The 24,031-nt window shown below is 70.2% G+C and carries 21 protein-coding genes and 1 riboswitch; of the genes, 11 read left to right on the plus strand and 10 right to left on the minus strand.

Annotation, left to right across the window (positions count from 1 at the left end):
- Positions 1-90 precede the first annotated feature (90 nt).
- Positions 91-717 carry a LysE family translocator gene (locus KM176_RS18965; RefSeq protein ID WP_202397934.1) on the minus strand — a complete coding sequence of 209 codons (627 nt, stop codon included), beginning with the start codon at positions 715-717 and terminating at the stop codon, positions 91-93.
- A 217-nt stretch (positions 718-934) separates the two neighbouring features.
- On the opposite strand from KM176_RS18965, the gene KM176_RS18970 reads away from it, so the two are divergent.
- Entirely contained in the window at positions 935-1,951 is a 1,017-nt protein-coding gene (locus KM176_RS18970) for a LysR family transcriptional regulator (protein WP_236045374.1), read from the plus strand.
- Here KM176_RS18970 and KM176_RS18975 read toward each other — a convergent pair.
- On the minus strand, positions 1,942-2,988 hold the full coding sequence (locus KM176_RS18975; protein WP_160895740.1) for a phosphotransferase: 1,047 nt from the start codon (positions 2,986-2,988) through the stop codon (positions 1,942-1,944). The genes KM176_RS18970 and KM176_RS18975 overlap by 10 nt on opposite strands.
- Positions 2,989-3,174: 186 nt before the next feature.
- Positions 3,175-3,687, minus strand: a complete 513-nt coding sequence (locus KM176_RS18980) for a helix-turn-helix transcriptional regulator (protein ID WP_160895739.1) — start codon at positions 3,685-3,687, stop codon at positions 3,175-3,177.
- Positions 3,688-3,857: 170 nt separating this feature from the next.
- Here KM176_RS18980 and KM176_RS18985 point away from each other — a divergent pair, with 170 nt between their 5' ends.
- The 3 genes from KM176_RS18985 to KM176_RS18995 all read left to right on the plus strand — a co-directional run bounded on the left by KM176_RS18985 (position 3,858) and on the right by KM176_RS18995 (position 6,196).
- On the plus strand, positions 3,858-4,256 hold the full coding sequence (locus tag KM176_RS18985) for a hypothetical protein (protein WP_160895738.1): 399 nt from the start codon (positions 3,858-3,860) through the stop codon (positions 4,254-4,256).
- Positions 4,250-4,966 (plus strand): YoaK family protein, encoded by a 717-nt coding sequence (locus KM176_RS18990; protein WP_160895737.1) that lies wholly within the window; start codon positions 4,250-4,252, stop codon positions 4,964-4,966. Before KM176_RS18985 ends, KM176_RS18990 begins: the two co-directional genes overlap by 7 nt.
- A gap of 87 nt (positions 4,967-5,053) precedes the next feature.
- Positions 5,054-5,196: riboswitch (FMN riboswitch) on the plus strand.
- A 79-nt stretch (positions 5,197-5,275) separates the two neighbouring features.
- Complete coding sequence (locus KM176_RS18995) at positions 5,276-6,196, plus strand: DMT family transporter (RefSeq protein WP_160895736.1); 921 nt, start codon at positions 5,276-5,278, stop codon at positions 6,194-6,196.
- On the opposite strand, the gene KM176_RS19000 is transcribed toward KM176_RS18995, so the two are convergent.
- The gene (locus KM176_RS19000) at positions 6,178-7,002 is read right to left on the minus strand and encodes an SDR family NAD(P)-dependent oxidoreductase (RefSeq protein ID WP_160895735.1); all 825 of its coding nucleotides are present in this window, start codon (positions 7,000-7,002) and stop codon (positions 6,178-6,180) included. The genes KM176_RS18995 and KM176_RS19000 overlap by 19 nt on opposite strands.
- A 176-nt stretch (positions 7,003-7,178) precedes the next feature.
- On the opposite strand from KM176_RS19000, the gene mgrA reads away from it, so the two are divergent.
- Complete coding sequence (gene mgrA / locus KM176_RS19005) at positions 7,179-8,210, plus strand: L-glyceraldehyde 3-phosphate reductase (protein ID WP_160895734.1); 1,032 nt, start codon at positions 7,179-7,181, stop codon at positions 8,208-8,210.
- A 4-nt stretch (positions 8,211-8,214) separates the two neighbouring features.
- Here mgrA and KM176_RS19010 read toward each other — a convergent pair whose 3' ends face one another.
- Positions 8,215-9,141, minus strand: coding sequence for a helix-turn-helix transcriptional regulator (locus tag KM176_RS19010; RefSeq protein ID WP_160895733.1), 927 nt, complete (start codon positions 9,139-9,141; stop codon positions 8,215-8,217).
- Between the two features lie 134 nt (positions 9,142-9,275).
- Between KM176_RS19010 and KM176_RS19015 the strand changes: the two genes are divergently transcribed.
- Entirely contained in the window at positions 9,276-11,372 is a 2,097-nt protein-coding gene (locus KM176_RS19015; protein WP_160895732.1) for a TonB-dependent siderophore receptor, read from the plus strand.
- Positions 11,373-11,400: 28 nt separating this feature from the next.
- Here KM176_RS19015 and eutC read toward each other — a convergent pair whose 3' ends face one another.
- From eutC to KM176_RS25200, 4 genes are all read right to left on the minus strand, one after another.
- Positions 11,401-12,144 carry an ethanolamine ammonia-lyase subunit EutC gene (gene eutC / locus KM176_RS19020; RefSeq protein ID WP_160895731.1) on the minus strand — a complete coding sequence of 248 codons (744 nt, stop codon included), beginning with the start codon at positions 12,142-12,144 and terminating at the stop codon, positions 11,401-11,403.
- Positions 12,141-13,535 carry an ethanolamine ammonia-lyase subunit EutB gene (locus KM176_RS19025; RefSeq protein WP_160895730.1) on the minus strand — a complete coding sequence of 465 codons (1,395 nt, stop codon included), beginning with the start codon at positions 13,533-13,535 and terminating at the stop codon, positions 12,141-12,143. The genes eutC and KM176_RS19025 overlap by 4 nt, the downstream gene beginning before the upstream one ends.
- Positions 13,536-13,682: 147 nt before the next feature.
- Complete coding sequence (locus tag KM176_RS19030) at positions 13,683-14,678, minus strand: AI-2E family transporter (RefSeq protein WP_160895729.1); 996 nt, start codon at positions 14,676-14,678, stop codon at positions 13,683-13,685.
- Between the two features lie 238 nt (positions 14,679-14,916).
- Entirely contained in the window at positions 14,917-16,440 is a 1,524-nt protein-coding gene (locus tag KM176_RS25200) for an ABC transporter permease (protein WP_160895728.1), read from the minus strand.
- A gap of 145 nt (positions 16,441-16,585) precedes the next feature.
- Here KM176_RS25200 and KM176_RS19040 point away from each other — a divergent pair, with 145 nt between their 5' ends.
- The 5 genes from KM176_RS19040 (at position 16,586) to KM176_RS19060 (ending at position 22,288) form a co-directional block, all read left to right on the plus strand.
- On the plus strand, positions 16,586-17,566 hold the full coding sequence (locus tag KM176_RS19040; protein WP_160895727.1) for an ABC transporter substrate-binding protein: 981 nt from the start codon (positions 16,586-16,588) through the stop codon (positions 17,564-17,566).
- A complete protein-coding gene (locus tag KM176_RS19045) occupies positions 17,566-18,675 on the plus strand; it encodes an oxidoreductase (protein ID WP_160895726.1) in 1,110 nt (369 codons plus the stop codon). Before KM176_RS19040 ends, KM176_RS19045 begins: the two co-directional genes overlap by 1 nt.
- 74 nt (positions 18,676-18,749) lie before the next feature.
- The gene (locus tag KM176_RS19050; RefSeq protein ID WP_160895725.1) at positions 18,750-19,958 is read left to right on the plus strand and encodes a M20/M25/M40 family metallo-hydrolase; all 1,209 of its coding nucleotides are present in this window, start codon (positions 18,750-18,752) and stop codon (positions 19,956-19,958) included.
- A gap of 90 nt (positions 19,959-20,048) precedes the next feature.
- Positions 20,049-20,504: a MarR family winged helix-turn-helix transcriptional regulator gene (locus KM176_RS19055; protein WP_160895724.1), complete on the plus strand. Its 456-nt coding sequence runs from the start codon at positions 20,049-20,051 to the stop codon at positions 20,502-20,504.
- On the plus strand, positions 20,501-22,288 hold the full coding sequence (locus tag KM176_RS19060) for an FUSC family protein (protein WP_160895723.1): 1,788 nt from the start codon (positions 20,501-20,503) through the stop codon (positions 22,286-22,288). Before KM176_RS19055 ends, KM176_RS19060 begins: the two co-directional genes overlap by 4 nt.
- Positions 22,289-22,394: 106 nt before the next feature.
- On the opposite strand, the gene adh is transcribed toward KM176_RS19060, so the two are convergent.
- Positions 22,395-23,912, minus strand: coding sequence for an aldehyde dehydrogenase (gene adh, locus KM176_RS19065; protein ID WP_160895722.1), 1,518 nt, complete (start codon positions 23,910-23,912; stop codon positions 22,395-22,397).
- Positions 23,913-24,031 lie beyond the last annotated feature (119 nt).

Raw genomic sequence — 24,031 nt, forward strand, 5'->3', positions numbered from 1 at the left:
GCATAGCTCGGGCGCACGTGCCGGTCTCGACACCCGCCCGCGTGTAGCCGGCTCCGATCGCGGGGGAGGAATCCCGCCGGAGCCGGCCCTTCAGGGCCGCGACAGCAGCAGGCGCAACCCGGCATAGCCGAAGACCAGCGCCAGCGTGCCCTCGATCCAGCGGCGCAGCCGCAGGTAGCCGTGCCCGAGGGCGGGCGCCGAGAAGACCAGCGCATAGCCCAGGTTGACCGCCGCCGACAGGACCGCGCAGCCCGCCAGGATCGCCGCCAGGGTCATCGGCGGCGCCCCCGGGGTCAGGCCCAGCGTCATGATCGCCATCCAGCCCAGGATCGCCTTGGGATTGGTCAGGTGCATCAGCACGCCGCGCCGGTACAGCACCGCCCGGGGCAGCGCCGCCTGCCCCCGGGCCGCCGGCCCCGGCCCCAGGGCCGCACGGGCCGACTTCCAGGCCAGGAACAGCAGGTAGAGGCCGCCGGCGATCTTCAGCACCACGATCACCTGCGCATAGGCGACCAGCACCGCCGACAGGCCGGTCGCCGCCAGCAGGCCCCAGATCACGCTGCCGCTCACCACGCCGCAGGCCAGCGCCACCGCCCGCGCCCGCCCCTGACCAAGCGCGACGCCCATGATGGCCAGGGTGCTGGGACCGGGGCTGGCAATCAGCACCAGGTAGGCGGAATAGACAAACAGCAGGTGGTGCAGGGGATCGCTGGGCACGGGAGCCTCCTTGGGACAGGCCCCCGATGCTAGCGCATCGCCGCGGCGGCGTCCCGGGGATCCGGGCCCGGTCGCGCCGCAGGGGCAGGCGCTGCCGGAACAACAGGCAAAAGGGTCGCGGCCCCCGCCAAAACCCGGACCCGGGCGGCGCGCCGATGGCGGTCCGGTCCCGATCTGCTAGCCTGCGCCCAGCGTCTTCCAGCCGTCCGGAGGTCAGATGAGGGATTTCAGATCCGCCGCCACCCAGCCCAGCCCCACCGGCAGCGCCTCGCGGATGGCGCCCGCCCATGTCGCCGATACCCCCGCCGAAAGGCTGGCGCGCGATCTGGACTGGAACCTGCTGCGCACCTTCGTCGTGCTTGCCCAGAGCAGCTCTGTCTCCGATGCGGCGCAGCGGCTGCGGCTCAGTCAGCCAACGGTCTCGATGGCGCTGAAGCGGCTGGAGGACCGGCTGGGACGGCAACTTATCGACCGCCGCCCGGGCCATTTCGCGCTGACCGATGCCGGGCGCCTGCTGCGCGAGGAAGCGGTTGAGATCGAGGGCGCCGTGCGCCGGCTGGGCGTGCTGCTGCGCGAAACCCGCGAAGAGGTCCAGGGCCATGTGACCCTGATGCTGGCCAGCCATGTGGTGACGCCGATCCTCGACCAGGCGCTCAGCCGCTTTCACCGCCAGCACCCCCGCGCCACCCTCTCGCTTGAGGTCGTGCCCTCGCGCGATGCGGTGGCGCTGGTCTCGGCCCGGCGGGCCACGGCGGCGATCTGCCTGCTGCGCGAACCGGCCCCGAAACTGGTTTGCGAAACCGTCTACCGGGAACATTTCGGCCTGTTCTGCGGCCCGCCGCACCCGCTGTTCCGCCGCCCCGAGGTCAGCGAGGCCGACCTGGCCGGGCAGCGCCATGTCTCTCACATGACCGACACCCACGCGGTGGAGCTGATGCTGATGGCGATGAAGCTGGACCCCAACGTGGTTGCCCGTTCTTCCAACACCGAAGAGCTGCGGCGGATGATCATGGCCGGGATCGGCATCGGCCCGCTGCCGGTCCATGTCGCCGCCGAGGATGTCGCGCGGGGCCGGCTGCGGCGCCTGCCGCCGCTCGATCAGGCCGCACCTGCCGTCGACGTTCAGCTGATCTGGCATCCCCAGGCCCGCCTCAACCGGGCCGAGGTGGCCTTCCTTGAGATCCTGCGCACCGAGATCGAGGTGCGCCCCTTCGAAGAGCGGATCTACGGCTGAAGCGCAGCGGTGAAGCGCGCCGTGGCCTCGGCCTCGCTCACCCGGTCCAGCCAGGACAGCTCCTGCCAAACCGAGGCGGAGTTGCGGGTCAGACGGGCGCGCTCTTCGGGGAAGAGATCCGCGCGCCATTCCGGCAGCAGGATGCGCATGGCCATCCGGGTGCGCATCGCGGTCCACAGCAGCGCGACCTCGGCCTGCTGCGGGCAGAGGTGCCGGCGATAGCCTTCCAGCAGGTCGCAGACCGCCCCCAGCGGATCGGCGGGATCGGTCCCCAGCTGGTAGGCCGCCGCAACCGCCAGGTCGAAAAGACGCGGCGCATGGACCATGTCGCCAAAGTCGATGATGCCGCTGACCCGCGCGGGCGCCTGCGGATCGACCAGGATGTTCTCGAGGTTGAAATCGTTGTGGATGACCTGGGCAGGCAGGCTTCCCAGCACCGGCAGGATGCGGGTTCGGAAGGCCGCCAGCAGCGCCGCCAGGCGGGCGCGCCGCCCCGGATCGGCGATCACCGGCAGCAGGTCCTCCAGGTCGGCGGCATGGCTCATGTCCCAGGTGATGCGATTGCGCGCCGCCGGGTGATCGAAGCCCGCCAGCGCGCTTTGCAGCGCCGCCAGCGTCTCTCCGACCGCGCGCCTCTGGGCGGCGGAATGCGGCGCCGCCTTCTGCGCCATGCCGGGCAGGAAGCTGACCAGCCGCACCGCGCGCACGCCGCCCTCTTCGGCGGTCAGCCGCAGATCGGGCGCGCCGTCGCGGGTCGGGTGCAGGCGTTGCACCGGCACGGCGGGATCGGCCTGTGCCACATGCAGCAGGGCCGCGCTGTGCATCCGCGTGGTGGCCGGGTCCTCTCCGGGATTGAGCACCTTCAGCAGGTAGGCACGCCCGTCGGCCAGGCTCAGGCGGTAATTCGAATCCTTCTCGCCCCAAAGGAATTCCGCCGTCCCTTCAAGCCCGTAGTGGCGCTGCGCGATGGCCGCACAGGCCGCGGGCGTCAGGCGGGTCGCACGGGTCGCCAGTTCGGCGCCGACGGCGGCGCTCATGCGCGGGGGTCCAGAGGGCGGGGGGCGCGGATCGGGGGCATGGCGGCAGGTCCTGTGTCTTGACGTGCCGCCACGCTCGGCAGGGTGCGGGGCGAATGCAAGGCCCTGCCCCGGCCAGAGGGCGCTTTTCGCCCGCCCCCCCGGACGGGTTGCGCAACAGACGGGCGGGTCGCACTCAGCCGCCGATCAGCCCGGCGCGCCCGGCAATGGCCACCGAATGGCCACCGCCTCCGAGGTAGTGCGCGCGTGCAGCTTGCGGCGCAGGTTGCGGCAATGCATGTCCACCGTCGGCACCGAGATGTTCAGCGCATGGGCGATCCGGTCACGCCGCAGCCCGCGTGCCGCATGGCGCAGCACCTCGCATTCCCGGGGGCTGAGCGCGGCCCCCGGCGGCGGCTCTTCCAGGAACAGCACCCCCCGCACCCGCCCCGGGCGCAGCGGCAGAAGGTTGACCTGCATCACCGGCGCCGCCGCCGATCCCAGCATCCCGGGCCGCAGTTCGGGGGCGGCAGCGGCGCGCAGCAGCGCCGCCAGGCGCACCGGATCGCCCAGCCCCGCCCGGGTCAGCCGCGCGCCCGGCCCCAGCCCCGGCAGGCCCCCCGCGGCCGCGTCGCAGCCCAGGATCCGCCCCTGGCGGTCGCAATCCAGGCAGGCCAGTGTCAGGGTGGGACCGGTATCGGACCCCGTGCCGTCGCGCATCCTTGCATCCTCCGTTTGGGTGTCGCGCCAGCCTAGGCGGCGCCATGCCCCCGATCCGCGCCCCCCGAAAGAGGGGCAGCGCCGCCATGGTTCCGGGAAATCCCGCTGGCCCCCTTGCCTGCCCGCCGTCGCCGCCCGACACTGGCGCCATCGGGACGAAAGGCAGGACCATGGCGAAACCGACATCCCCGTCGCAGCTGATCGAGACGCTGACCTCGGCGCTGCCGCCCGAACAGTCGCGCCCCCTTCCCCCCGAGGCGCAGCTGCTGCGCCCCCCCGAGGACGAGACCGCCGCCGATCGCTTCTTTCACCGCAGCCTTTCCGGCTGCCCGTTCCCGACCAATCTCTATGACCGCAGCGGCGCCCCGCAGGTCCGCCCGCTGGTGCCCGGCGCCGCCCCCGACTTTCCCGACCCGCTGAGGATGCCGGCGCAGTCCCACGCCGGCGTCGCCTTCGTGGTGGCCGGGGAGGCGCTGTTCCTGCTCTATGACCGGATCGACCGCTGGGAGGATGCCCCCGCCATCCTGTCACGTCTCGCGGTGCTGCCGGCGGAGGGCGCGCCATGCTGATCCATTCCGGCGCCAGCCGCAGCACCGCCGTCGATCTGCGCCTCGCCGTGCTGCTGGCCTCGGTCGCGGGGGCGGTGAACGCCGCCGGTTTCCGCGCGCTCGGCTTCTTTTCCGCCAACATGACGGGCAATGTCTCGGCGCTGGCCGACCATCTGGCGCAGGGGCTCTGGGGGCCGGTGGCGCTGGCCGCCGGGCTGGTCGCCGCCTTCATCGCCGGGGCCTTCGTCTCGGCCCTGCTGATCGAGCGCGGGCGCGCCGCGCGCATCCGGGGCATCTATGCCTATTCCATCGTGCTGGAGGCGCTGATCATCGCCGCCTTCGCCCTGGCCGACCTGCTCTGGCAAGGCCCCCTGCGCGGAGAGATGATCCTGCTGGGGCTGAGCCTGGCCATGGGGTTGCAGAACGCCGCCAGCACGCGGATCTCGGACGGGCGGGTGCGCACGACGCATCTCTCGGGGATCTCGACCGACCTCGGGATCGAGCTGGCGGTGCTGCTGGGGGGGGCCCGCGATCCCGACACCCGCGCCGTGGTGGCCGCGCGCTTCCGGCTGCATGTGGCGACGCTGCTGGCCTTTGCGGGCGGCGGCGTGCTGGGGGCGCTGCTTTATGGCGGGATCGGCGCGCTGGTCTACCTGCTGGCCGCCGCCGCCCTGCTTGCCATCGCCCTGCCCGAGCTTGGCCGCAGCCGCACCGCCGATCTGCCCTCCTGACAGGCAGTTGCACCGGCGCCTGCGCATTTTCGCACCCCTCCCAGCACGCTTTGCCATTGTGGCCGGCGCGGCGCGGGACTAGCGTGCCGGCGTTCTCAGGGCGGGGCGGAATTCCCCACCGGCGGTAAGCAGGCCCTCCTGCAAGCCCGCGAGCGCTCCCCTCAGGGAGGTCAGCAGACCCGGTGCAACTCCGGGGCCGACGGTCACAGTCCGGATGAAAGAGAGCAGGTCAGTTCCGACAGGGGCCCTTCCCGGACGGGGCGCGGTCCTGTTTGCCTTGGGTTGTGAGCGCAAGGAAAGGATGCCGCCATGACTCTCCCCTCCCCCCGACCGAAATCTCCCGCGCTGACCGGGGCCGCGCTGATGGTGCTGGCCGGGGCGCTGTTCGCCGTGGTCAACGCGCTGCTGCAATACGGCGCGATGATGCTGCACCTGCCGCCGACCCGGCTGGCCTTCTGGCAATATGCCATCGCGCTGCTCTGCGCGCTGCCCTGGCTGGTGCGCAACGTGAAGGTCGCACTTGGCACGCGGGCGCTGCCCGCACACCTGCTGCGGGTGGCCTTTGCCGTCGCCGGGGTGCAGTTCTGGACCATCGGCTTGCAGCAGGTGCCGGTCTGGCAGGCCATCGCGCTGATCCTGCTGTCGCCCTTCTTCGTCACCCTCGGCGCCGGGCTGCTGCTGAAGGAGCAGCTGACGCTGGAACGCTGGATCGCCGTTCTGGGCGGGATCCTGGGCGGCGTGATCATCCTGGCGCCCTGGTCCGATGCCTTCCGCCCCGCCGCCCTGCTGCCGGTGATCGCCGCCGCCTGCTGGGCCGCGACCACGCTGATGACCAAGCGCATGACCAAAACCCAGAGCCCCGAGGCCCTGACCTTCTTCCTGCTGCTGCTGCTGACCCCGGTCAATGCGGTGATCGCGGCGGGAAGTGGCCTGGCCATCGGATCGGGAGAGGTGACGCTGCTGCTGCTGGCAATCGGCATCCTGACGGCACTGGCGCAATACCTGCTGGCGCGCGCCTACAGCATCGCCGATGCCGCCTATCTGCAACCTTTCGACCAGCTGAAGCTGCCGCTGAACGTCGGGCTGAACCTGGCCTTCTTCGGCTTCGTGCCGCCGGGGTCGATGTGGCTGGGCTCGCTGCTGATCCTCGTCGCCTCCTTCTACCTGCTGCGCCAGGAGATGCCCCGGGATCAGGCCCCCGCGCAGCCGGCTCAGCCCTCGTCCATGTAGGCGGCAAAGGCCCCGGCCCAGTCGGGGTGCCAGCGCGACAGCGGCGGGCGGCCCTCGGTCAGGTCGCCCATCGCCCAGACCATGCGTTTCGTATCCGTCGCACGGTCGACCTCGTTGTCGGGGCAGATCACGTAGAAGCGGCCCGCGTCCATGGCGCCGGTCAGCTCGGCCACCACCTGCTCGGGGCTCCAGGCGCCCTCGGGCTGTTCCGTCACCCCCTTGGCGCGGGTGAAACCGGTATAGGTGAAGCCCGGCACCAGAAGATGCGCCGAGATCCTGCTCCCCGTGGCCTGCACCAGCTCATGGGCGGTGCTTTCCGCCAACGCCTTCAGCGCCGCCTTCGAGACGTTGTAGGCGGTGTCGCCCGGCGGCAGGGTGATGCCCTGCTTGGAGCCGGTGAAGATCACCGCCCCGGGGGTATCGCCCGCGATCATCTGCGGCAGGAACAGCTGCACACAATTGACCGCGCCGCCCAGGTTGACCTCCAGCGTGCGGCGCCAGACCTCGGGATCGGCAAACAGCGCCCCGCCCCCCTCGACCCCGGCATTCGACATCAGCACAGAGACCGGGCCAAGCGCGGCAACCTGGTCGCGCGCCGCCGTCATCTGCCCACGGTCCGAGACATCGGCGCCGATGGCCACGGCATCAAGCGCCCGCGCGGCCTCTTCCAGCGCGGGGCCGGGCAGGTCGATCAGGACGGGGCGCATTCCGGCGCCCGCAAAGGCCCGCGCCGCGGCAAGTCCGATGCCGCTGGCCGCGCCGGTGATCACCGCAAGCGCGCCGGGCTGAAGGGCTGGATGTGTCATCTTGGCATCTCTCCTGTGCTTGGCCTTGCCCTTCAGCTAGGGCAAAGCGGCGCCCCGTCAGCCCGGGGCTGACGCAACGGCGGGGCCAGCCCCCCTTGACGAAGGCGCCCCCGCCTCCCGACATGGGGGACAGGACAGACGCCCCTGCAACCCCACGTTTCAGAAAGCGATTTGCGATGACCTCTCCCTTCGTGGCTGCCGACAGCCGTTACGACACCATGCCCTACCGCCGCACCGGACGCTCGGGGCTGCTGCTGCCGGCGATCTCGCTCGGGCTGTGGCAGAACTTTGGCGATGACCGCGCGCTGGAGACGCAGCGTGCCATCCTGCGCCGCGCCTTCGACGCCGGGATCACCCATTTCGACCTGGCCAACAACTACGGCCCCCCCGCCGGCAGCGCCGAGATCAACTTCGGCCGCATCCTGGCCGAGGATTTCCGCCCCTACCGGGACGAGATGATCATCTCGACCAAGGCGGGCTACGACATGTGGCCGGGCCCCTACGGGCAATGGGGATCGCGCAAGTACCTGCTGGCCAGCCTCGACCAGTCGCTGCAGCGCATGGGGCTGGATTACGTCGACATCTTCTATTCCCACCGTTTCGATCCCGACACGCCGCTTGAGGAAACCATGGGCGCGCTGGATACGGCGGTGAAATCCGGCAAGGCGCTCTATGCCGGGATCTCCTCCTACTCGCCCGCCCGCACCCGCGAGGCGGTGGCGATCCTGAAGCAGATGGGCACGCCGATGCTGATCCATCAGCCCAGCTATTCGATGTTCAACCGCTGGATCGAGGACGGGCTGAGCGAGACCTGCGAAGAGCTGGGCCTGGGCATCATCGCCTTCTCGCCGCTGGCGCAGGGGCTGCTGACCACCCGCTACCTGAACGGCATCCCCGAGGGATCGCGCGGCGCCAAGGACGGCTCGCTCCGGCCCTCGTTCCTGAACGAGGACACCTTTGCCCGCATCCGCGCCCTGACCGCCATTGCCGAAGGCCGCGGCCAGAGCCTGGCGCAGATGGCGCTGTCCTGGACGCTGCGCAGGCCCGCCGTCACCTCGGCGCTGATCGGGGCCTCCAGCGTGCGCCAGCTGGAAGAGAACCTGGCGGCAATCACCCGCCTCGATTTCACCGAGGTCGAGCTGGCCGAGATCGACGTGCACGCCCAGGATCTGGGTATCAACCTGTGGGAGAAATCCAGTACGGACTAAGGCCTCAGCCCGCCTTCGCAAAGCGCGAGGGCGGGGTTCCGGTCAGCTCCCGGAAGGCGGTGGAGAAGGCGGCCGGGGTGGCATAGCCCGCGATCCGGGCGGCCTCGGCCACGCTTTCGCCCCGGCGCAGCGCGGCGGTGGCCTGCTGCATCCGCGCCCCTCGCGCCCAGCCCAGCACCGCCTGACCATGGGCGCGCTGGAACAGCCGCTGCATGGACGAGACGCTCATCCGTCCGGCGGCGGCGATGTCCTCCAGCGTCGGCAGGGGGCCGGGGCGGGTCGCAAGATCCTCCATCCGGCGCAGCCTTTCGCGCTCGGTCGGGCGCAGCCCGTCGGGGGTGCCCAGCAGCACCTCGCTGGCCTGGGCCAGCAGCGACAGCGCCAGCGCCTCGCGGCGCAGGGTCAGGACCGGGCTGTCGGCCTCGGCACTGCCCTCGGCACGGATCAGCGCCTCGGCACGGAAGACATCGCCCGGCGCGGCCAGCCAGCTGTCGCAGCGATGCGCCCGCCCCGCCAGGACGGCGTCGCGTGAAAGGCCGCGCGCCGCCAGCCAGTCCCAGCCCAGCCGCAACGTCAGAAGCCCGATCCGCTGCCCGGCGGCCATCCGGTGGCGCGCCTCGGCGGGGGCCTCAAGGGCGCTCAGCACCACATGCGCCGGACGCCCCGGGGCGCGGGCCAGATCCAGCGGCAGCCCCGCCACCTGCGCGGGAATGCGCCCCTCGGTCACCAGATACAGCGCCAGCCCCTCGGGGCGCATCCGGGTCTGGGCGCTGCGCGCCGCCGGGGCGCCGCTCAGCACCTCCAGAAGCGCGCCCGAGGGCAGCACCTCCTGGCGGCCGGTCACACCTTCGGGAAGCGGCAGCGCCCCGCCGATGCTCGCGCCCTGCGCGGCAAGATCCCGCCCATTGACCTGAAGTCCCCGACTGACCATCGCGCCCGCACCTTCCATTCTGACCGTCTGGCGAAAGTTTTCGACCGTCCCCGGAAAGGAAAGCCGCTGGCTGGCGATGCGCTGGCGTCCTAATAATCGACTGAATTACTCAGAATTACAAGGACAGTGACGACATGCCCGCCTTCACGCGACATTCGCTGGCGTTCCTGCTGGCCACGACCGCGCTTGCCAGCCCGGCCTTCGCCCAGGACGCGATCAACCTCGACGCCATCGCGATCAAGGGCTCCAGCTACGAGACCGAGGATACCGACAGCTACACCTCGGACGTGGTCTCGGTCGGCGAGAAGGCCGCGATGGAGGCCCGCGAGGTGCCCCAGTCGACCGCCGTGGTGACCCGCAAGCAGATCGAGGACGGCGATTACACCGCCCTTGAGACCGCGCTGTCGGACACCCCCGGCATCATGATCCTGAACAACAACGTCGGCCGTTCCTCGATCTATTCGCGCGGTTACGAGTTCGACTACCTCTACTTCGACGGCCTGCCCGCGCCGGTCAGCTCGATCTACGGCACCCAGCCCGACCTTTCGATCGTCGATCACGTCGAGGTCCTGAAGGGTCCGGCGGGCCTGTTCATCGGCACCGGCGAACCCGCCGGCGCGATCAACATGCGCCTCAAGCAGGCCAATGCCACCGAGAAGACCGGCTATGCCAAGGTCTCGGCGGATTCGAACGGCCAGATGCGCGGCGAGTTTGATATCTCCAGCGCGCTCAACAAGGACGGCACCCTGCGCGGTCGCTTCGTCGCCGCCTACGGCGATGGCGACAGCTGGGTCGACGGCGTGACCAACGGCGTGAAATCACTTTACGGCACCGTCGCCTGGGACGTGACGCCGGACACCAAGCTGACCTTCTCGGTCAGCCACATGGAACGCGACATCACCCCCTACAACGGCCTGCCGACCTATTCCGACGGCACGCTGATCGACGCCGACAGCTCTGCCACCACGGTGATGGACTGGAACAACTTCGAGAACAACACCAACGACTACGTGGTCGCCGCCGAACATCACTTCGACAATGGCGCGCGGCTGAAGTTCTCCATGCGCCGCTCGGTGCAGGACGCGAACTTCCTCTACGCCTATTCCGGCTCCGCCGCCTCCGAGGACAACACGATCTCCCGTCTGGCCTGGCTGGCGCGCGACTTCCACCAGGACAGCCTGGCACTGGATGCGCACCTGGAGACCCCGTTCGAACTGGGCAGCTGGGCCGGCAACGCCATCGTGGGTGCCGACTGGCAGCATGTCGAAAGCACCATGTACCAGGCGCGCGGCGCGATCTCGGGCACCTTCGACCTGGACGACTGGGACGCCAGCGCGGCCTCGGCGCCGGACGTGGACTATTCCACCCGCACCAAGACCGACACGATCTCCAAGGGGCTCTACACCCAGCTGCGCCTCTCGCCGATCGAACCGCTTACCTTCATCGGCGGCGCGCGCCTCAGCTGGTACGAGGGCGACAGCACCGCGACGACGCTGTCCACCGGCTCTTCCAGCACGTCCTCCTATGATGTCTCGGGCCATGTGACCCCGTTCGCCGGCGTCACCTATGACCTGAGCCCCTCGACCACGCTCTACGCCAGCTATTCCTCGATCTTCATTCCGCAGTCCTACACCGATGCCAGCGGTAAGCTGCTGGACCCGGTCGAAGGCCGCCAGTTCGAAACCGGCGTGAAGGCGTCCCTGGCCTATGGCCTGAACGTCTCGGCCGCGATCTTCGACCTGCGCGAAGTGAACCGCCCGACCTCGGTGGACGACTACTACGTCGCCTCGGGCAAGGTGGAATCGAAAGGGGTCGAGCTGACGGTGGCCGGCGAAGTGACCCAGAACCTGCACCTCTCGGCGGGCTACACCTACACCCACACCGAATATCTGAACGGCGACGACGAGGGCGAGACCTTCTCGACCTACACGCCCGAGCACATGTTCAAGATCCAGGCCTCCTACGACGTGACCGAGGGCGCGCTTTCCGGCTGGAGCTTCGGCGGACGCCTGACCACGATGTCCGACTTCTCCTCCAACGGCATCACCGCCCCGGGCTACGGCGTGGTGGACCTGATGGCGAAGAAGCACTTCGACAACGACCTGACGCTGCAGTTCGGCGTGGATAACGTCTTCGACAAGGCCTACTACACCCGCGTCGGCAGCACGACGGTGTTCAACTTCCAGGGCGAGCCGCGCACCTTCAACGTGTCGCTCAGCAAGTCCTTCTGATCCTTCGGCAGCGCGCCGCCACGGCGCGCTACCTTTCCGCCCCTCCGGGCAGGGCCCTGGCGCTCTGTCCCGGCAGGGGCGGTTCGCGTTTCAGCCCCACGCCCGAGGTCCCCTCCCGTGCCATCTGCGCCAGCAGCGCGGCGATGCGATGGGCGGCCTCCTGCGGATCAAGGCCCCCGCTGCGGATGTTCGACAGGCAGTTGCGGCGGCTGTCGGGCAGCCCCGGTTCCGGCGCCCAGGTGACATAGGCGCCCAGGCTGTCGGCAGCCGACAGCCCCGGACGTTCCCCGATCAGCACCACCACCGCGCGCGCCCCGGCCCGCGCAGCGATCTGGTCACCAAGCGCCACGCGGGCCTGGCGTGCCAGCACCACCGGCGCGGCAGTCTCGCGCAGCGCCTGAAGGGCGTGCACCACCTGCGCCGCATGGGCATCGACCGCCATCGCCGACAACCCGTCCGCGACCACGATCACCAGATCCGAGGGCGGCAGGGCCAGCCGCGTCCCGGCGGCCAGCTGCCGCCCCAGATCCGGGCGGCGCACATGGGTTTCCCGATCCCCCGCCGCGCTGACCACCTCGGCCAGCGGATAACCGGCCAGCGCCGCGCGCAGGGCCGGCAGATCCATCTCGGACCAGACGGCCTCGCGCGCGCGGGCATGATCCAGCGCGAAATCCAGCACCGCCCGGGTCGGCATCCCGCCGCCCGCGCGCCCCAGCATCACCCGTGCCTCGGTCATCGCGCGCAGCCGTTCCGACAGGGCGCGGGGGCTCATTGCGCAGCCGCCAGCATTGGCACGCCACGCAGCCGCTCCACCAGCGCCGCCCCGTCGCTGGTGCGCCCGCCGCAATCCATCACCCCCATGCCGACCAGCCAATCCTCGAATTCAGGCGCCGGGGGACGGCGCAGCGTCTCGCGCACGAAAACCGCGTCATGGGCCGAAAGGCTTTGATAGTTCAGCATGATGTCATCGGCCCCGGGCACGGTGATGACGAAATTCACCCCGGCGGCGACCAGCGTGATCAGCAGGCTGTCCATGTCCTCCTGATCGGCATCGGCGTGGTTGGTATAGCAGACGTCGACCCCCATCGGCAGGCCCAGCAGCTTGCCGCAGAAATGATCCTCCAGCCCCGCGCGCAGGATCTGCCTGCCGTTGTAAAGGTACTCCGGCCCGATGAACCCCACCACGGAGTTGACCAGCAGCGGATCGAATTCGCGCGCCACCGCATAGGCGCGGGCCTCCAGCGTCTGCTGGTCCATGCCGTGATGCGCCCCCGCCGACAGCGCCGCCCCCTGCCCGGTTTCGAAATACATCACGTTGGCGCCGGCAGGTGCGCGGTTCAGCGCCAGCGCGGCCTCGCGCGCCTCGTGCAGCAGCGCCAGGTCCAGCCCGAAGCCGGTGTTGGCCTGCTGCGTCCCGGCGATCGACTGGAACACCAGATCCACCGGCGCCCCCTGCCCCATCGCCTCCAGCGCCACGCCGACATGGCCCAGGCAGCAATGCTGCGTCGGGATGTCGAGGGTCAGCCGCAACTCTTCCAGCAGAGAGACGATGCGGATGTAATCCTCCACCGTGTCGGTCGCCGGGTTGACGCCGATCACCGCGTCTCCGGTGCCCAGCAGCAGCCCGTCCACCGCCGAGGCCAGAATGCCCCGGCTGTCATCGGTCGGGTGGTTGGGCTGGTTGCGGGTCGCCATCCGCCCCGGCAGGCCCAGCGTATTGCGAAACCGCGTCACCACCTTCACCTTCGAGGCCACCGCCACAAGGTCCTGGATCCGCATCAGTTTCGAGACCGCCGCCACCATCTCCGGGGTCAGGCCCCAGCGAAGCGCGGCCAGCGCGCGTTCATCCGCCGCCGGCGACAGCAGCCAGTCGCGGAACTCTCCGACCGTCAGGGCAGCGACGGGCGCGAAGGCACCCGGGTCGTGGCGGGCAAAGATCAGCGCCGTCACCTCGTCGCCCTCCACCCCCATCACGTCCTGCTCCAGGAAGGCGCGCAGCGGCAGGTCGGCCAGCGCGATGCGCGCCGCCAGCCGCTCCACCGGACCTTCCGCCGCCAGCCCCGCCAGCTGGTCGCCTGACCGCTCCGGGCTGGCCTTCGCCAGAAGCTCCCGCAGGGAGGCGAACACATGGCGCGTCCCCCCGATCACCGTCGCATATGTCATGAGGCGCCTCCTCGCCGCTCTTCCCCGTGACAAGACTGGCCCCGCCCCGGCCCCCGTGCCAGCACGCGGCACGGCTTTGCCCCCCCGAAACGACGAAAGCGGGCAAACTGCCCGCTTTCTCCTCGGCCTGCCGGAAGCTTTGGCGGCTCAGACCCGGCCCGTGCCCGACAGCAGCACCGCGACCGGCCGCGTCGCCTTGATCTCGGCGAAGACGAGGACCATCGAGGCGGTCATCGGCACCGCCAGCACCGCGCCCGCGATGCCCCAGATCGTGCTCCAGACCGCCAGGGCCAGCAGCACCACGAAGGGCGACAGGTTGAAGGCCCGCCCCATCATGCGCGGTTCCAGATAGGCGCCGACGAACATCTGCGCGATGGTCAGGCAGACCATCACCAGCACCGACATCCAGATATCGCCGAACTGCGCGAGGCTCAGCAGAACCGGGAAGACCACCCCCACCAGGGACCCGATGTAGGGGATGTAGTTCAGGAAGGCGATCAGCACGCTCCAGAACAGCGCGAACTCGATCCCCAGCACCAGCAGCACCACGTAGGAAATCGCCCCGAGGATGCCATTCAGCGTGGTCTTGACCAGAAGGTAGCCGCCGATCCGCTCGTTGATGCGGCCCAGCAGGTCCAGGGCGCGGTCGCCCTTTTCCTCTCCGCCCATGGCGATGACGACCTTCTTCGCCAGCACCCCGCGTTCGGCCATGAAGAAGGCGGCGTACAGCACGACGAGGAACAGCATGGTGCCGAGGCCGCGCAGCGACAGCAGCGCCGGGGTGATGTAGGCGCCGAAGTTGATGCGATCGAAGGTGGCGCTGCGCACGTTCTCCCAGGTGGGCTGGTCCTCGATCCCGGCCATGCCGGCCAGCTGGGTGATCAGCGTCTCAAGGTTCTGCTCGTATTTCGGCAGCGCCGAGGCGACCTGGCTCAGGTTGTTGATCACCAGGATGAAGAACAGCACCACCGCCAGCGCGAAAAGCACCAGCACCAGCGCCCGGCGCACCCAGGGCGGCAGCCGGCCAAGCAGCGGCACCCGCTCCATTGAGGCGGCAGCCGCCGAAAGCACATAGACCGAGATCAGCGCCGCCAGCACCGGCACCAGCACCGGCTGGCCGACCCAGAGCACCCAGCCGATCATCAGCGCCAGAGCCGTTCCATAAGTGATGTTTCTAATTCGGAATCCGGATCCGCCCACGCTGTCCCAAGCCTCTTTTCGGTCGTGAAGTGATCGCTACCATGACACCGGGATGTGAAGAATTGGAATAGCTTCCGGGTTTGAGGCGCCGGATTCCGGGTGACGTTCCCGCGATGTGGCGAAGGCGCCCGCCCCGCGTGCAGATGCGGCTTCCTTCACGCGCCTCGCGGGTGGCCCCGGCTCAGCGTCGCCAGCGCCGTTCCAGCAGGCCCACGCCCTCGTAGGCCAGTCCCGCGATCAGCACCGACAGCAGCGCGCCGCCCCAGATCGCATGGTAATCCATCCTGGCCCGCGCCACGTTCAGCAGGTTGCCAAGGCCGGTGCCGGTGACCAGCCATTGCGCCACCATCACCCCCAGCAGCGCCATCGGCGCCACCATCCGCAGGGCGGTGAAGGCATGGCCCAGCGACCAGGGCAGTGCCAGGCGCCACAGCAGTTGCCAGCGCGATCCGCCGTAGACCGCCAGCAGGTCGCGCGCCGCCTGCGGCACCGCCGCCATGCCCCGCGCCAGAACCACGTAGGCCGGGAAGAACACCACCAGCATCGCCAGCACCACCGAAGCCGCCGTGCCGCGTCCGAAGACCAGCACCACGAAGGGCACCATGGCGATCAGCGGCGTGTTCTGCACCACCAGCGCCGCGCCCATCAGCCCCCGCGCCAGCCGCGGCGCCAACACTCCAAGCGCGGCCAGCCCCATGGCCAGCGCCATCCCCGCCAGCAGCCCCAGCCCCGCCAGCGGCAGCGTCTGCGCCAGCGCCTGCCAGAGCGGGCGCGCCTCGGGGGTCACCAGGTAGGCCAGCACCTCGGCCGGGGGCGGGGCGATCAGGGCGGGCAGCGCGCTCAGCCGCGTGGCCAGCGCCCAGAGCAGACCCGGCAGCGCCATCGCCACCACGGCCCAGAGCAGGCGCGATCCACCGACCGGCGCGCCCTCGGGCAGGGCGGCGCCCAGCGGCGCCGCCAGCCGGTCCCGCCCCGGTCCCCGGAACAGCAGGTAGCCCGCCCCCGCGATCGCCGAGGTCGCCAACGCGATCCCCCAGAGCCGCGCCGGGTTGGCCTGCGCCAGCGTCGAGAGCAGGAAGGCCCCGAAGCCGAAGCGCGCACCCGAGCCGAACTCTCCCAGCACCGCGCCCAGAACCGACAGCGGCGCCGCCAGCCGCAGCGCCGCAAGGATCTCCGGCAGAGCGCCGCGCAGGCGGACATGGCGCAGCAGGGCGGCCTCGCCGCCGCCATAGACCGCCACCAGCGCCCGCAGCCCCGGATCGACCCGCCGCAGCCCCATCAGCATCACCGACATGGCGGGAAAGTAGCTCATCAGCGCGGCCAGCACCGCCTGGGGGGCATCGCCGCGCAGGAACAGCACCAGCAGCGGGCCGACGACGATGGCGGGGATGGTGTAGATCGCGATGTTGATCCCGCGCAGCGCGCGCTCCAGCAGCGGCCAGCGGCAGAAGGCCAGCGCCGCCAGGAAGGCGGTGCCGCAGCCCATCGCAAAGCCCGCCGCCGCCGCGCGCAGCGTCGCCGCGCCGTGCAGCAGGTACAGCGGGCGCGCCTGCCACAGGTCGCCCAGGATCTGCGGCGGCGTCGACAGGATGTGGCGCCCCCAAAGCGTGCCGCTGCCCAGCCCCTGCCACAGCGCCAGCCCCGCCAGCACCACCGCCAGCGGCCAGAGCCGGGGCAGCAGACGCGGGATCGGACAAGCGGGCATGGGGGTTCCTGCAAAGCGGAGGGGGCCGGGATCAGGCCCGCTGCCTAGCCGCCTTCGCACGTCAAGGCAAGTATTGACGCATCCATGGTCAAGTTTCTATATGGCGCCACCCTTGCAGCCCCAGCCTTCAGTTTCAGGATCCCAGATGACCCAGCTCAGCCGTCGTGCCTTCACCGCCGCCGCCCTTGGCGGCCTTGCCAGCGCCGCGCTGCTGCCGGGCCGCGCCGCCCAGGCCGCCACCAGCCGCCTTGCGCTGCAGGCGATCTGGGTCAACGACCCGGAGTTCAACGGCTATTACATCGCCATGGAAGACGGCTACTACGCAGCCGAGGGGCTTGAGATCGACTATATTCCCGGCGGGCCGGACGTGATCCCGCAGGCCGCGCTGCTGACCGGCAAGGCGGATGTGGCGCTGACCTCTCCGCCCGAAACCGCCGAGGCGATCTTTGGCAAGGGCGCCCCCTTCAAGGTGATCGGCGCGCAGTTCCAGAAAAGCCCCGACGCGGTGATCTTCCTCGAGGACAGCGGCATCCGCACCCTGAAGGATCTGGAAGGGCGCACCGTCGCCTGCCCGCCGCTCAACACCGAACTGTTCCGCATCCTGCTCAAGCATGACAAGATCGACGCCGACAAGATCAAGATCGTGCCCTATACTTTCGACCCCACCCCGCTGGTGCTGGGCGAGGTCGACGCCATCGTCGATTTCATGACCTCGATGCCCTATGTCATCGGTCAGGCGGCCCACAAGAAGGCCGATTACATCCTGTTCTCGGATGCCGGGCTGGTCTACGGGCAGAACCTGGTCTGCGTCACCGAAGAGACGCTGGCAAAGCGGCGCGCGGATCTGGTGGGCTTCCTGCGCGCCTCCCGCAAGGGCTGGGAGACCGAGTTCCAGGCCCCCGGTCAGGCAGCGCTGCACTGGCAGGACAGCTGGTTCAAGGGCAACGGCTACACCCCCGACATGACCGCCTTCCACTCCAAGATCCAGGTCGACCTGATCAAGGCCAAGGGCGGCGTCTTCTCGATGAGCGACAGCTGGATCGCCAAGACGCTGGAAACGCTGAACGCCGTCGGCATCCCCGCCACGCCCGAGATGTTCGACACCTCGCTGCTGCGGGACCTCTGATGTCCCGGGCCCCGGCCGGCCTGTTCACCCCGCTGCGGATCCGCGGCCTCGAGTTCGCGAACCGGCTGGTGCTGTCGCCGATGTGCCAGTATGCGGCCCGCGACGGGCTGGCCGGGGACTGGCATGTCGATCACTATGCCCACATGGCCATGTCGGGCCTTGGGGCCGCCGTGGTCGAGGCCACCGCCATCCTGCCCGAGGGCCGCATCACCCCCGCCTGCCTGGGCCTGTGGGACGAGGCCCATGTGCCGGGGCTGGCCCGGATCGTCGCCGCGCTGCACCGCCACGGCGCCCGCGCCGGGATCCAGCTGGGCCATGCCGGGCGCAAGGGCGCCTGCGCCGCGCCCTGGGACGGCGGCGCGCCGCTGCCCGCCGGCCAGGCCGATCGCTGGCAGCCGGTCGCGCCCTCGGCGCTGCCACATGCCCCGGGCTGGCCGGTGCCCCGCGCGCTTGGCCTGGCCGACCTGGCCGCGCTGCGCGCCGCCTATGTTGCCGCCGCCCGGCGCGCCATCGCCGCCGGTTTCGACTTCATCGAGCTGCACGGCGCCCATGGCTACCTGCTGCACAGCTTCCTGTCGCCGCTGTCGAACCGGCGCGAGGACGGCTATGGCGCCTGCCCCGAGGCCCGGATGCGTCTGCCGCTGGAAGTGGCCCGCGGACTGCGCGCCGCCATGCCCGATGCCATGCCGCTGTTCTACCGCGCCTCCTGCATCGACCGGGTCGCGGGCGGGCTGACGCTGGAGGACACGCTGCGGCTGGCCGAGGGCCTGAAAGAGGCCGGCGTCGACCTGATCGACTGTTCCGCCGGCGGCATCGCCCCGGGCACCAACGGCGCCGCCCTCGGCGCGGCGCTGACCGGCCAGCACGGCATGGCCGCCCGGCTGCGCGCCGAAACCGGGCTGGCGACCATGGCGGTGGGCGGCATCCATGCACCGCGCCAGGCGCTCGACCTCATCGCGCAGGGCCAGGCCGATCTGGTGGCCGTGGGCACCGAGATGCTGCGCGCCTTCGATTTTCCGCGCCGCTGCGCGGAGGCGGCGGGCCTTGACGATCCGGATGCTGTGCAGCCGCTGCGCTACGCCTTCCACAACCGCGCCGCCCGGGGCTGATCCCGGGGGGCGGCTCTGGCCTTTCCGGCGCCAAGGCGGAAGGATGCGCCATCCGATCCCCGAAAGGCGCCGTCATGACCGACTTCCCCCTCCCCGACAGCCCCCGCCTGCGCGCGGCCCTCGACCATCTTGCCACCAACCACGACCACTTCGTGGACGAGATCGTCGCCCTGACCCAGATCCCCGCCCCACCCTTCCAGGAGGCCGAGCGCGCCGCCGCCATGGCCGCGCGTTTCCGCGCCCTGGGCCTGACCCCCGAGATCGACGCCGAGGGCAATGTCACCGCGCTGCGACGCGGCACCGGAGCCCCCGACGGCCCGGTGATCGTCGCCGCCGCCCACCTGGACACCGTGTTTCCCGCCGGCACCGATGTCACCGTCCGGCGCGAGGGGACCCGGCTCTTTGCCCCCGGCATCGGCGATGACACCCGGGGCCTGGCGGCCCTGCTGGCCTTCCTCGGCGCGCTTCAGGCGGGCGGGGTCGACACCCGGCAGGACATCCTCTTCGTCGCCGATGTCGGAGAGGAGGGGCTGGGCGATCTGCGCGGCATCCGCCACCTTTTCACCAAGGGGCCCTGGGCCGGGCGCATCGCCGCCTTCTTCACCTTCGACGGGATCGAGACCGCGGACCTGACCATCGGCGCCGTCGGTTCGCTGCGCAGCCGGGTCGTGCTGCGCGGACCGGGCGGACACAGCCTGTCGAACTTCGGGCGGGTCAACCCGGCCTATGCCCTGGGCCGGGTGCTGGACGGGATCAGCCGTCTGTCCGCCCCGCCCAGCCCGCGCAGCACCTGGTGCGCCAGCACGCTTTCGGGCGGGACCGGCATCAACGCCATCCCCGCCGAGGTCAGCCTGGGCGTCGACCTGCGCTCTGAAAGCGCCGAGATCCTGGCCGACCTGGAGGCCCAGCTGCGCACCCTGGTGGACGAAGCCGTCGCGGCCGAGAACGCCCGGGGCGACACCGCCGCCGGCGCCGTCACCGCCGAGATCCTGCCCCTGGGCCATCGCCCCGCCGGTGCCACCCCCGAAACCGCCGAGATCGTCCTTGCCAGCCTCGCCGCGATCCGCTCGGAAGGGTTCACACCCAGGATGGACACCTCTTCCACCGATGCCAACATCCCGATGTCGCTGGGCATTCCGGCGGTGAAATTCTCTCATGGCGGGTCCGGCGACCGCGCGCACACCCTTGAGGAATGGATCGATGTCGAACCCACCCTGTCGCTGCGCGGGCTGCGCGCCGGGCTGAAGGCGCTGGTGGCGGTGGCCGGGCTGGCCGAGGGCTAAGCCCCTCTTCCGCCCGGCAGGCCCCTTGCCGGGCGGGCCTCTCCATGGCAAATAGATTGCAATTCAAATCATTTGGAATCGCATCTACCCATGCAGGAGACTCCGCGCACGCGCTTCGGCTACCGCTTCGTGACCATGGCGCGCCAGTGGCGCCGCATGATCGACCATGACCTTGCCCAATCGGGGCTGAGCGACGCCAGCTGGGCGCCGCTGGTCAACCTCGCACTCGGCGGCGACGATGTCAGCCAGGCCGAACTGGCCGAACGGGTCGGGCTGGATGCCTCCAGCCTGGTGCGGCTGCTGGACCTGCTGGAAAAGCGCGCCCTGATCGAACGCCGCGTCGATCCCGCCGACCGCCGCGCCCGCCGCATCCTGCTGACCGATCTGGGCCGCTCCGAGGTGGCGCGCATCCGCGACCGCCTCCAGGGGATCGAGTCCGAGATGCTGGCCGATCTCGACGATGCCACCCTAGCCGCGATGATCGAGGCCTTCGAGCGCATCGAGACCCGCATCCACGACGCCGACCCGAAAAGGAAACGGACATGACCTCGGTCCTCGAACGGCTCGGTTTCGATCCGGGCAAGCTGGCCTTCGCGGGCCGCACGGCAATTGCCGCCTGCCTGGCGCTGCTGCTGGCCTGGGCGCTTGGACTGCACCACCCGCAATGGGCGGCAATGTCGGTCTGGGCGGCCTCCCAGCCGCTGCGCGGCCAGCTGCTGGAAAAAAGCCTGTTCCGCATCCTCGGCACGCTGGCGGGGGCGGCCGTCGGCATCCTGCTGGTGCAGGCCTACCGGGTCGAGCCGCTGCTGATGGTGGCGGGCCTGGCGCTCTGGGTGGCGCTGTGCACGGCGACGACGAACCTGTTGCGCGGCTTCGTGGCCTATGGCGCGGTGCTGGCGGGCTATTCCGCCGCCATGGTCTCTCTGATCGACATCGGCCAGCCCGATCACGTGCTTGCCATCGGGGCCGACCGGGTCGCAACCGTGCTGACCGGGGTCGTCGTGGCCACGCTGGTGGGGCTGCTGCTGGCGGGCCGGATCAATCCCGCCGCCGGGCTGCGCGCCGATATCCGCACCCTCGTCGCCGACATCCTGACGCAGCTTGGCGTCCCGGGCGGTGCCTCGGGCACCCCGCGCGCCGCACTTCTGGAACGCATCGCCGCCATCGAGGAGGGGCTGGATCCCCATGCCGCGGGCTCCCTGCGGTCGCGCCAGCAGGTGCGCAGCCTGCGCGCGGTGCTGATCTCGGCGGTGGCGCTGCTGATGCAGACCGGGCGCCCGCCGGCCAGCCCCAACCTTTCGGCCGCCGCACGCGCGCTGCGCAACGGGCAGCTCGACACCGCGATCTCCCATCTGGACGCCGTGAACCTGGCCGATCCCGATCAGGCGGCGGCCCTGTCGGACCTGCGCGACGCGCTGGCGCGCCTGGAAACCACCGAGGCCGCCCCGACCACCCGCCCCGAACCGCCCGTCGTGCTGCACCGCGACTGGCTGGGCGCACGCGAAGCCGGGCTGCGCGCCCTGACCGCGCTGCTGCTGGTGGGGGTGTTCTGGCAGGTCAGCGGCTGGAGCTCGGGCAACCTGATGCTGCTGGGCCTTTCGGTGATGATCTCACTCTTTTCGACCTTCGAAAGCCCGGTGCGGATGATGCGATGGGTCGGCATCGGCCAGACCACCGGGGTTCTGGGGATGCTGGCCTGCCGCTGGCTGCTCTGGCCCCATGCCGGTGCCGAGGTGCAGCTGATCCTGATGATGATGCCCTTCGTGCTGCTGGGCGCCTTCGTGATGGCGCATCACCGCACGGTGCCGATCGCCTTCGACTACAACATGGTCTTCCTGCTGACGTTGCAGCCGCATTTCCCGCTGACCGGCAGCTTCGGCCAGTCGGTCATGGCCGGGGTCGGCGTGGTCATGGCGCCGATGTTCGCCTGGGTGATGTACCGCTTCATGTTCCACGCCCGCCCCGAACGGCGCGCCGAGACGCTGGTGCGGATGACCCGCCAGGATCTCGCCGCCTTTGCCGCCGATCCCCGCGCCCTGGACAATGGCCGGGTCTGGCAGGCACGCCTCTATCACCGGGTGCTGCGGCTGATCCGCACCAGCCTGCGCACCGGCCAGGGCAGCGAGGCGGCGATCCGTCACGGGCTGGACGCGCTGCGGGTCTGGAACGCCGTGCGCCAGCTCCATGCGGTGCTGGCCGATCCCGCCCTGCCCGCGCGCGAACGCGACACCTTCACCCAGGCCCTCAAGCGCATCGAGCGGATCGAAGCCGATCCCGCCCCCGCGCTGGACAGCGTGACGCAGCTTTCCCCCCGCCTTCAGGCCCGCTGAGAAACCGGAAGCCCCGGCGCCATCGGCTCCGGGGCTTTGGGGAGATAAGGACTGCCGACCGGGGAGGTCGGCCGGCAGCCGGGCTCGGGTCCTGAGGAGGGATGGATCAGAAGAATCCGAGCTTGTTCGGGTTGTAGCTGACCAGCATGTTCTTGGTCTGCTGGTAGTGGTCGAGCATCATCTTGTGGGTCTCGCGCCCGATGCCGGACTGCTTGTAGCCGCCGAAGGCCGCATGGGCCGGATAGGCGTGGTAGTTGTTCACCCAGACGCGCCCGGCCTCGATATTGCGGCCGAAACGGTAGGCGCGGGTGCCGTCGCGGGTCCAGACCCCGGCGCCGAGTCCGTACATCGTGTCATTGGCGATCGCCAGCGCCTCGGCCTCGTCCTTGAAGGTGGTGACCGACACGACCGGGCCGAAGATCTCTTCCTGGAAGACCCGCATCTTGTTGTGGCCCTTCAGGATCGTCGGCTCGATGTAGAACCCGCCGTCCAGCCCCTCGACCGAGGCCGCCTTGCCCCCGGTCAGAACCTGGGCGCCTTCCTCGACGCCGATGGTCAGGTAGGACAGGATCTTGTCCTGCTGTTCCTGGCTGGCCTGGGCGCCGACCATGGTGTCCATGTCGCGCGGATCGCCGCGCTTGATCGCCTCGACCCGGGCGATGCAGCGCTTGATGAATTCCTCGTAGATGTCCTCCTGGATCAGCGCGCGCGAGGGGCAGGTGCAGACCTCGCCCTGGTTGAAGGCGAACAGCACGAAGCCCTCGACCGCCTTGTCGAGGAAGGCGTCATCCTCGGCCATCACGTCCGAGAAGAAGATGTTGGGGGACTTGCCGCCCAGTTCCAGCGTCACCGGGATCAGGTTCTCGGTCGCGGCCTGCATGATCTTGCGGCCCGTCTCGGTCGAGCCGGTGAAGGCGATCTTGGCGATCCGGGGGCTGCGCGCCAGCGCCGCGCCGACCTCTGCGCCATAGCCGTTGACGATGTTCAGCACGCCCGGGGGCAGCAGGTCGGCGATGCAGTCGATCAGCACCAGGATCGCCGCCGGGGTCTGTTCCGCCGGCTTCATGACGATGCAGTTGCCCGCCGCCAGCGCCGGTGCCAGCTTCCAGGCCGCCATCAGCACCGAGAAGTTCCAGGGGATGATCTGGCCGACGACGCCCAGCGGTTCATGGAAGTGATAGGCCACGGTGTCGTGGTCGATCTCCGACATATTGCCTTCCTGGGCGCGCAGCACCCCGGCAAAGTAGCGGAAATGGTCGACCGAAAGCGGGATGTCGGCGGCGGTGGTCTCGCGGATCGGCTTGCCGTTGTCCCAGGTTTCGGCGGTCGCGATCAGCTCGAGGTTCTCTTCGATCCGGTCGGCGATCTTCAGCAGGATGTTCGAGCGCTCCGCCGCCGAGGTCTTGCCCCAGGCCTCCCTGGCGGCATGGGCGGCGTCCAGCGCCAGCTCGATATCCTCGGCGCTGGAACGGGCGACCTCGCAGACCTTGGCGCCGGTGATCGGGGTGATGTTGTCGAAATACTGGCCCTTCACGGGGGCGGTGAACTTGCCGCCGATGAAATTGTCGTAGCGGGTCCTGAAGGGCGAGGCGTAGCCGACGCCTACCTGGGTCATCTCGTTCATGGTGTCCTCCTCTGCTCCGGTCCTCCACCGGATCATGGCTCCAACATGACACGCTGTATCCTGCACCGCACCGGGGCCCCGGCACGCGACCCCGGCCACCTGTCTCAGGGCTGAGACAG

Source organism: Pseudooceanicola endophyticus (assembly GCF_018760365.1).
GTDB lineage: Bacteria > Pseudomonadota > Alphaproteobacteria > Rhodobacterales > Rhodobacteraceae > Pseudooceanicola > Pseudooceanicola endophyticus.